Origin of the sequence: Kitasatospora nipponensis (assembly GCF_039528135.1) — a bacterium.
Taxonomy (GTDB): domain Bacteria; phylum Actinomycetota; class Actinomycetes; order Streptomycetales; family Streptomycetaceae; genus Kitasatospora; species Kitasatospora nipponensis.
This window is the reverse complement of sequence record NZ_BAAALF010000284.1, coordinates 1-7,362: the sequence shown is the minus strand read 5'-3', so window position 1 is coordinate 7,362 and position 7,362 is coordinate 1. Positions and strand designations below refer to the sequence as shown.

General features: G+C 72.6%; 8 protein-coding genes. 6 read left to right on the top strand and 2 right to left on the bottom strand.

Annotated elements, in window-relative coordinates:
- Positions 1–161: 161 nt before the first annotated feature.
- Positions 162–2,084, top strand: coding sequence for a 1-deoxy-D-xylulose-5-phosphate synthase (dxs, locus tag ABD323_RS38295; protein ID WP_344446725.1), 1,923 nt, complete (start codon positions 162–164; stop codon positions 2,082–2,084).
- On the top strand, positions 2,074–3,474 hold the full coding sequence (locus ABD323_RS38290; protein WP_344446724.1) for an aspartate aminotransferase family protein: 1,401 nt from the start codon (positions 2,074–2,076) through the stop codon (positions 3,472–3,474). The genes dxs and ABD323_RS38290 overlap by 11 nt, the downstream gene beginning before the upstream one ends.
- 28 nt (positions 3,475–3,502) lie before the next feature.
- Here the strand turns inward: ABD323_RS38290 and ABD323_RS38285 are convergent, their stop codons facing one another.
- Entirely contained in the window at positions 3,503–3,778 is a 276-nt protein-coding gene (locus ABD323_RS38285; RefSeq protein WP_344446723.1) for a DUF6343 family protein, read from the bottom strand.
- Positions 3,779–3,906: 128 nt separating this feature from the next.
- Here ABD323_RS38285 and ABD323_RS38280 point away from each other — a divergent pair, with 128 nt between their 5' ends.
- Entirely contained in the window at positions 3,907–4,155 is a 249-nt protein-coding gene (locus ABD323_RS38280) for a hypothetical protein (RefSeq protein ID WP_344446722.1), read from the top strand.
- Between the two features lie 80 nt (positions 4,156–4,235).
- The gene (locus ABD323_RS38275) at positions 4,236–4,442 is read left to right on the top strand and encodes a hypothetical protein (protein ID WP_344446721.1); all 207 of its coding nucleotides are present in this window, start codon (positions 4,236–4,238) and stop codon (positions 4,440–4,442) included.
- A gap of 23 nt (positions 4,443–4,465) precedes the next feature.
- Here the strand turns inward: ABD323_RS38275 and ABD323_RS38270 are convergent, their stop codons facing one another.
- Positions 4,466–5,257 carry an MmyB family transcriptional regulator gene (locus tag ABD323_RS38270; protein WP_344446720.1) on the bottom strand — a complete coding sequence of 264 codons (792 nt, stop codon included), beginning with the start codon at positions 5,255–5,257 and terminating at the stop codon, positions 4,466–4,468.
- A gap of 294 nt (positions 5,258–5,551) precedes the next feature.
- On the opposite strand from ABD323_RS38270, the gene ABD323_RS38265 reads away from it, so the two are divergent.
- Both ABD323_RS38265 and ABD323_RS38260 read left to right on the top strand, forming a co-directional pair.
- Positions 5,552–6,673, top strand: coding sequence for a lipid II:glycine glycyltransferase FemX (locus ABD323_RS38265; RefSeq protein WP_344446719.1), 1,122 nt, complete (start codon positions 5,552–5,554; stop codon positions 6,671–6,673).
- A 31-nt stretch (positions 6,674–6,704) separates the two neighbouring features.
- A partial coding sequence (locus ABD323_RS38260; protein ID WP_344446718.1) for an alanine racemase occupies positions 6,705–7,362 on the top strand: 658 nt, incomplete at its 3' end.

The following is a 7,362-nucleotide window of genomic DNA, read 5'->3' as shown; positions in this document are numbered from 1 at the left end:
TCGTCGAGACCCTGATCGAGGAGGCCATGAAGCTGGCCGAGCAGATGCAGGCCGAAGGAGGTCCGACAGGCGCACCGGCCGTGATCGCGGCAGGCTGATCTCCAGCGGTTCCCCGGCCCCGGCCGGGCGGTACCCCCCACAGCGAGTCAAGAGGTGTCGTGATGTCACTCCTGTCCTCCGTCCACGGGCCTGCCGACCTCAAGCAGTTGCCGGCCAACCGGCTGCCGCAGCTGGCCCAGGAGATCCGGGACTTCCTGATCGAGGCGGTCTCCCGCACCGGCGGCCACCTGGGACCCAACCTGGGTGTGGTCGAGCTCTCCATCGCCCTGCACCGGGTCTTCGACTCCCCGAGCGACCGGATCCTGTGGGACACCGGCCACCAGGCCTACGTCCACAAGCTGCTGACCGGCCGGCAGGACTTCAGCCGGCTGCGGGCCAAGGGCGGACTGTCCGGCTACCCCTCGCGGGCCGAGTCCGAGCACGACGTGATCGAGAACTCGCACGCCTCCACCGTGCTCGGCTACGCCGACGGGATCGCCAAGGCCCACCAGATCCAGGGCCGCACCGACCGTCAGACGGTCGCGGTGATCGGCGACGGCGCGCTGACCGGCGGCCTGGCCTGGGAGGCGCTCAACAACATCGCCGAGGCGCAGGACCGCCCGCTGGTCATCGTGGTCAACGACAACGAGCGCTCGTACGCCAAGACCATCGGGGGCCTGGCCAACCACCTCGCCACCCTGCGCACCACCCAGGGCTACGAGCGCTTCCTGGCCTGGGGCAAGGTGGCGCTGCAGCGCACCCCGGTGGTCGGCCAGCCGATCTTCGAGGCGTTGCACGGCGCCAAGAAGGGCTTCAAGGACTCCTTCGCCCCGCAGGGCATGTTCGAGGACCTCGGCCTCAAGTACGTCGGCCCCATCGACGGCCACGACATCGCCGCCGTGGAGTCGGCGCTGCGCCGGGCCCGCGGCTTCGGCGGCCCGGTCATCGTGCACTGTCTGACCGTCAAGGGCCGCGGCTACCGCCCCGCCGAGCTGGACGAGGCGGACCGCTTCCACGCGGTGGGCGCGATGGACCCCTACACCTGCCTGCCGATCTCGCCCAGCGGCGGCACCTCCTGGACCTCGGTCTTCGGCGAGGAGATGCTGGCGGTCGGCGCCCAGCGACCGGACGTGGTGGCGATCACCGCCGCGATGCTCCAGCCGGTCGGCCTGGCGCCGTTCGCCAAGGCCTTCCCGGGCCGGATCTTCGACGTCGGCATCGCCGAGCAGCACGCGGTGACCAGCGCCGCCGGGCTCGCCACGGCCGGCCTGCACCCGGTGGTCGCGGTCTACGCCACCTTCCTCAACCGGGCCTTCGACCAGGTCCTGATGGACGTGGCGCTGCACCGCCTGGGCGTCACCTTCGTGCTGGACCGCGCCGGGGTGACCGGCAACGACGGCGCCTCGCACAACGGCATGTGGGACCTGTCGATCCTGCAGGTCGTGCCCGGGCTGCGGCTGGCCGCCCCGCGCGACGCCGACCAGCTGCGCGCCCAGTTGCGCGAGGCGCTGGAGGTCACCGACGCGCCGACCGTGGTGCGCTTCCCCAAGGGCGAGATCGGCCCGGTGGTGCGGGCCGTCGAGCAGCTCGGCGGGGTCGACGTGCTGCAGCGCACCCGGGTGCCGGACCGCCCGGACCAGGACATCCTGCTGGTCTCGGTGGGGACCATGGCGCCGGCCTGCCTGGACGCGGCCGCACTGCTCACCGCGGACGGCTTCGCCACCACCGTGGTCGACCCGCGCTGGGTCAAGCCGGTCGACCCCGCGCTGGTCCGGCTCGCCGCCGCCCACCGCCTGGTGGTCACCGTCGAGGACAACGGCCGGACCGGCGGGGTGGGCGCGGCGATCGCGCAGGCGCTGCGCGACGCCGAGGTGGACACCCCGCTGCGCGACCTCGGCCTGCCGCAGGAGTTCCTCGCGCACGCCGCACGCGGCGAGATCATGGAGGAGGCCGGTCTGACCGGCACCGGCATCGCCGCCCAGACGGCGGCGTTCGCCAAGCACCTGCTGCCGACCCGAGGAGTGAACGAGCCCCGTGCCAGCTGACCGTCCCGCCGCCGCCCTCGACCTCGCCGCCCTGCTCGCCGAGCGCGGCGGCGAGCGGTACGACCTGCACAGCCGCTACCTCAACCCGCAACTGCCGCGGATGCTGCACACCATCGGCTTCGACAAGACCTACCAGCGGGCCGGCGGCCCGTACTTCTACGACGCCGAGGGCAACGAGTACCTCGACATGCTGGCCGGCTTCGGCATCTTCGCGCTGGGCCGCCACCACCCGGTGGTGCGCGACGCCATCAGCCAGGTGATGGAGCTCGACCTGCCCGACCTCACCCGCTTCGACTGCCCGCCGCTGCCCGGCCTGCTGGCCGAGCAACTGATCGCCCGCACCCCGGGCCTGGACCGGGTCTTCTTCGGCAACAGCGGCACCGAGGCGGTGGAGACCGCGCTCAAGTTCGCCCGGTACGCCACCGGGCGGCGCCGGATCCTCTACTGCGAGCACGCCTTCCACGGCCTGACCACCGGCGCGCTGTCGGTCAACGGCGAGAGCGGCTTCCGCAAGGGCTTCGACCCGCTGCTGCCGGACACCGCGATCCCGCTGGGAGACCTCGGCGCGCTCGCCCGCGAGCTGCGCAAGGGCGACGTGGCGGCGCTGATCGTCGAGCCGATCCAGGGCAAGGGCGTGCACGCGCCGCCGCCCGGCTGGCTGCGCGCCGCGCAGGACCTGTTGCACGAGAACAAGGCCCTGCTGATCTGCGACGAGGTGCAGACCGGGATCGGGCGGACCGGCGCGTTCTTCGCCTACCAGGACGAGGAGGGCGTGCTGCCCGACCTGCTCTGCGCGGCCAAGGCGCTCTCCGGGGGGTACGTGCCGATCGGCGCGACCCTCGGCAAGAGCTGGATCTTCGAGAAGGTCTACTCCTCGATGGACCGGGTGCTGGTGCACTCCGCCAGCTTCGGCTCCAACGCGCAGGCGATGGCCGCGGGCCTGGCCACCCTGAAGGTGATGGACGACGAGCGGGTGGTGGACAACGCCCGGCGGACCGGCGACCTGCTGCGGGAGCGGCTGGCCGCGCTGAGCGAGAGGTACGAGCTGCTGGCCGAGGTGCGCGGCCGCGGTCTGATGATCGGCATCGAGTTCGGCCGCCCGAAGTCGCTCAAGCTGCGCACCGGCTGGACCGCGCTGCAGGCGGCCCGCAAGGGGCTCTTCGCGCAGATGGTGGTGGTCCCGCTGCTCCAGCGCCACCGGATCCTCACCCAGGTCTCCGGGGACCACCTGGAGGTGATCAAGCTGATCCCGCCGCTCATCATCACCGAGCGCGACGTGGACCGCTTCACCGACGCGTTCTGCGAGGTGATGGACGACGCGCACCGCGGCAGCGGCCTGATGTGGGACTTCGGACGGACCCTGGTCAAGCAGGCGGTCGGCGGCCGCTGAGCGCGCCCGGCACGGCCCCGGGGCGGGTTCACAGCTCCACGCGGCGTCGCCGGACCACCACGCAGAGGTCGATCGTCGCGATCACGGTCAGCACGAAGCAGGCGATCGCGAAGCCGACCAGGGTGCCCCGGGAGGGCACGCTGGTCGGCCCGGCGACCGCGGCGAAGTACGCGAACGCGGCCGTGGTGAGCGCGAAGAGCGGGGTGAAGAGCACCGAGAGCAGGAACCGCAGTTTGAGGTCGCTGCGGGCGAACCGCGGCTCGGTACCACTGCGCCACTGGCGCGGCGTGGTCGCCTTGCGCATGTCGTCCGCCTCCGTTCGGATCGGGGCCCGGGACACTTCCAGGGTAGGGCGGCGGTACCCTCGACAGTCGGGCCCCGGGCGGTCGCGACGGTCGACGTCCGAGGGCGCGGAGAGACGGAGGAGCGGCGTTGAGTATCGCGGTGTGCACGATCTGCACCGGGACCGGGCGGCTGGCCGGCCTGCAGTGCCGCACCTGCAAGGGAACCGGTACCACCGAGCGCGACGGCGGCGGCAACTGCTTCCTCTGCACCGGCACCGGCACCTACACCCGCTACCGGGTCTCGGCCGACGGCAGCAAGCAGGCCTACCGCGAGGAACCCTGCCGGACCTGCGACGGAACCGGCTCGATCTCCGCCGCGCACGCCCTGGACGTCTGACCGCTCATCAGTTCGCTCTTTCTGGGCGGCGGTCCGCTTGCTACCGTGGACGTACTCTTCGTATCCGATGCGAGGTCGTCATGGTCGCCACCGTCACCTACTCCCGGTACTGCGCGCACTGCGGGACCCCGGTCTCCGAGGGCCCGGAGGGCGGGTACGTCTGTGGGGCCTGTTTCCACGTGGTCGAGCCGGTCGGCGCCGACGAGGCCCGCAAGGCGCGCCGTGCCGAGCGGGCCGCCATGGTCGTCGAGGCGGCCCGGCTGCGGGCCCTGCAGCAGCAGGCCTGAGCGCGCCGGGCCGGGGCGGTGCGTCAACCGCGGCGCAGCAGCTCGGCGGTGGCCCGGTCGGCGGGTAGGAAGGCCTCCAGCTTCAGTTCGGCCAGCGTGACGTCGGTGGCGGTGGCGAAGGTGGTCACGGTGGTGATCAGCCGCAGCTCGCCGTGCGCGCCGCGCAGCCGCAGCGGGACCGCGAAGCCCAGTGCGCCGTCCGCGCCGTCCGTCGCGCCGTCCTGCGGGTCGGGCTCGTCGGCGGGGATGGGGACGTAGCGGGCGAGCTCGTCGGCGAGTTCGGCCAGCCGGCTGCCCGGGTCCTGGCGGGCCGCGCGCCGCAGCCCGAGCAGGACGTGCCGGCCCCAGGAGGGCAGGTTGACCACCCGGGCGGCCAGCCCGCGCGGGTGCAGCGCGAGCCGGTAGACGTTGAGCGGCGGCGCGAGGAGCTCGGCCGCGGCGCCCTCGGTGAGCAGCGCGAAGGCGGGGTTGGCCGCGACCAGGACACCGTGGCGGTCCACCACCAGGGCGGGGTAGGGCAGGTGGCCGGCCAGCACGGCGTCCAGGGCCTCGCGGACCGCGCCCAGCTCCGGCGCGTCCAGCGGGCGCTGCGGGTAGGCGGGCGCGTAGCCGGCGGTCAGCAGCAGCTCGTTGCGTTCGCGCAGCGGCAGGTCCAGCGACTCGGCCAGCCGGGTCACCAGGTCCCGTCCCGGCGTGGAGCGGCCGGTCTCCAGGAAGCTGACGTGCCGTTGGGTGGTGCCGGCCCGCAGGGCCAGGTCCAGCTGGCTGAGCCGGCGTCGGACGCGGCGCTCGCGCAGTGCCTGAGGGAAGTCCATCGCCCTGTTGTACGGGCGGTGGCCGTCGGCCGCCAGGTTTTACCTGCTCCGGAGCCCAGGGGGGCGGGCCGCCCGGCAGGCTCCCGGAGGCTTTTTCATATTTCTTCTGATTCCCGTGCAACGCACTCGGGGGGTGGGGGCGTTTCAAGGGGCGTAGCAGGAAGAAACAAGCGGAGGACAGCGAGGGGAGCGCGCGAAAGGCCAGGTCCGCACCGGTGCGGACGCTTGGACCCCTCCCCGGTGCACGCATTCGCGTGACGATCCGTCATGCCATTTTCCAGGAGCAATTCCGCCATGACTCTGACCCTCAGGACGATCACCAGCGAGGAGCATCTCGCCTTCATCCGGACCCTGCCGTCGGCGAGCCACATGCAGCTGCCGTCCTGGGGCGAGGTGAAGGCGGAGTGGCGCACCGAGTCGATCGGCTGGGTGGACGAGGACTCGGGGCAGATCGTGGGGGTGGCACTGGTGCTCTACCGCCAGTTGCCCAAGCTGAGGCGCTACCTGGCCTACCTGCCCGAGGGGCCGGTCATCGACTGGTTCGACCCGGACCTGGAGCGCTGGCTGCAGCCGATGCTCGCGCACCTGCGGGCGCAGGGCGCGTTCTCGGTGAAGATGGGCCCGCCGGTGGTGATCCGGCGCTGGGGCGCGGCGACCGTCAAGGAGGCGATCGCCGCCAAGGAGGCCAAGCGGCTGCGCGACATCGAACCGGACTGGTCCGAGCCGCGGGCCTTCGAGCTGGCGGACCGGCTGCGCCGGGCGGGCTGGCTGCAGGGCGAGGACGGCGGGGCGGGCTTCGGCGACGTGCAGCCGCGCTACGTCTTCCAGGTCCCGCTGGCCGACCGCTCGCTGGACGACATCCAGCGCGGCTTCAACCAGCAGTGGCGGCGCAACATCAAGAAGGCCGAGAAGAGCGGCGTCGAGGTGGTGCAGGGCGGCTTCGAGGACCTGGCGGCCTTTCACCGGCTCTACCTGGTGACCGCCGAGCGCGACCACTTCACCCCGCGTCCGCTCTCCTACTTCCAGCGGATGTGGACCGCGCTCAATGCCGAGGACCCCAACCGGATGCGGCTGTACCTGGCCTGTCACGAGGGCGAGGCGCTGGCCGCGACCACCATGCTCACGGTCGGCGAGCACGTCTGGTACTCCTACGGCGCCTCCGCCAACCACAAGCGCGAGGTCAAGCCGTCCAACGCCGTCCAGTGGCGGATGATGCGCGACGCCTACGCGCTGGGAGCCGGCCGCTACGACCTGCGCGGCATCAGCGACACCCTCGACGAGAGCGACCACCTCTTCGGGCTGATCCAGTTCAAGCTCGGCACCGGCGGCGAGGCCGCGGAGTACCTGGGCGAGTGGGACTTCCCCCTGAACAGGGTCCTGCACAAGGCCCTGGACCTCTACCTCAAGCGTCGATGAAGCACCCTCACCAGATCCGCGGAGAACACCGATGACCCTTTCGCTCTATGTGGACACCGATCGCTGGCGGACGCACCAGCGGGCCCTGCTGGCCGAGTTCCCCGGGCTGGTCCCGGTCGCCAAGGGCAACGGCTACGGGCTGGGCAACCGGCGGCTGGCCGAGGAGGCCGCGCTGCTGGGCACCGGGATGCTGGCGGTCGGCACCGCCCAGGAGGCCGCCGAGGCGCTGGCCGGCGGCTACGCCGGTGACCTGCTGGTGCTGACCCCGTACCGGATCGGCGAGGAGGGGCCGCAGCTGCCGCGCGAGCGGGTGGTGCGCACGGTCGGCTCGCTGGAGGCGCTGCGGGCACTGGCCGGCCACCAGGTGGTGGTGGAGTGCATGACCAGCATGCGCCGGCACGGCATCGGCGCCGACGACCTGCCGCACCTGGCCGCGGCGCTGGCCGGGGTGCAGTTCCGGGGCTTCGCGCTGCACCTGCCACTGGACCGGCCCGACGGCTCGGACCCGGTCGAGGAGGTGGCGCGGTGGCTGCGGGTGCTCGGGGCGGCGGAGCTGCCGCTCGGCACGGTCTTCCTGAGCCATCTCGGCGCCGCGGAGTCGGCCCGGCTGGCGGGGGAGTTCCCCTGGACGGAGTTCCGCTCGCGGATCGGCACCCGGCTCTGGCTCGGTGACGTGGGGGCGCTGCAGG